This is a genomic window from Rahnella sp. P4_A8, assembly GCF_056402435.1.
The window spans coordinates 1-1,476 of record NZ_JBFUHK010000225.1; the positions used below are offsets into that span (position 1 = coordinate 1).

Below are 1,476 nucleotides of genomic sequence, written 5' to 3' on the forward strand. Positions count from 1 at the left end.
CTCATTGAGTATCCGGGTGCACTACAGGTGGTGCTCATTGAGTATCCGGGTGCACTACAGGTGGTGAATTTCGCAGAAGGCAAAGTCAGTATTGCGGCGGTAAAAGCCTATTACGGTGGGCCTTTAGTCGGTAATGCACTCTCTTCAATGCGTGAACACATGCCGCACATTGAAACGCGGGTTGCAGCCATTTTCCGCCAGGATCGTCCTATTCGCCCACAGGGTTCAACCATTATCGAAGCCGGTGATGAAGTATTCTTTGTGGCAGCTTCTCAGCATATCCGTGCAGTCATGAGCGAGCTTCAGAGGCTCGAAAAACCTTATAAACGAATCATGATCGTAGGTGGCGGCAATGTCGGGGCGGGGCTTGCACAACGGCTTGAGAAGAATTACAGCGTAAAACTCATCGAGCGGGATCAGCAGCGAGCCGCAGAGCTTGCAGAGATATTGCAAGATACGATTGTCTTCTACGGTGATGCCTCGGATCAGGAATTGCTGGCTGAAGAGCATATTGAACAAGTGGATGTATTCATCGCTATTACCAATGATGATGAAGCGAACATCATGTCCGCAATGCTGGCCAAGAGGATGGGCGCGAAAAAGGCGATGGTTCTCATCCAGCGCAGTGCATATGTCGATTTGGTGCAGGGCAGCGTCATCGATATTGCAATTTCGCCTCAGCAGGCAACGATTTCAGCGTTGCTTGGACACGTCAGAAAAGCAGACATCGTCAGTGTTTCATCGCTGAGACGCGGTGTCGCGGAAGCCATTGAAGCAATTGCACATGGCGATGAGACAACATCAAAAGTTGTGGGTCGTACCGTGGAACAAATCAAACTGCCACCCGGTACAACGATTGGGGCTATTGTGCGCGGTAATGAGGTTATTATTGCCAACGGCACCAGCAGGATCCAACAGGGTGACCATGTTGTGATGTTTATTACCGATAAGAAGTTTGTCAGGGATGTTGAACGGCTGTTCCAGCCAAGCCCATTCTTGTTATAAATTGCACCTTTTGTTAATCGAATTTAGCGTTAATTGAGTTTCAGATGAGAAGTTTTGTAGCGAAGACCCTGCAAATGGTCTTTACTTGGTTTGACATATTTGATGAATTTGCCAAGGAGTATTTATGAGTTTTATGAAAGAGTTTCGTGAGTTTGCCATGCGCGGCAACGTGGTCGACCTGGCAGTCGGTGTTATCATCGGCGCCGCTTTTGGCAAAATAGTATCGTCATTTGTCGCTGATATTATTATGCCACCGCTAGGCTTGCTGATTGGCGGGGTTGATTTTAAGCAGTTTGCTTTTGTCCTCAGGGAGGCCCAGGGAGCAGCACCCGCAGTAGTCATGCATTACGGGGTATTCATTCAGAACGTGTTTGATTTCATCATTGTTGCACTGGCCATATTCTGCGCAATTACCTTGATGAATAAAATGCGTCGTAAGCAGGAAGATAAGCCCGTTGCACCACCTAAACC

Annotated in this window: 2 protein-coding genes; both read left to right on the forward strand. The window is 48.2% G+C overall.

What is annotated here, in order from left to right; translation table 11 throughout:
• On the forward strand, positions 1–1,005 hold a 1,005-nt coding region (gene trkA / locus AC1DUO_RS24920), incomplete at its 5' end, for a Trk system potassium transporter TrkA (protein WP_477989345.1).
• 124 nt (positions 1,006–1,129) lie between these two features.
• Positions 1,130–1,476: large-conductance mechanosensitive channel protein MscL (gene mscL, locus AC1DUO_RS24925; protein WP_477989347.1), on the forward strand; the 347-nt coding region annotated here is incomplete at its 3' end.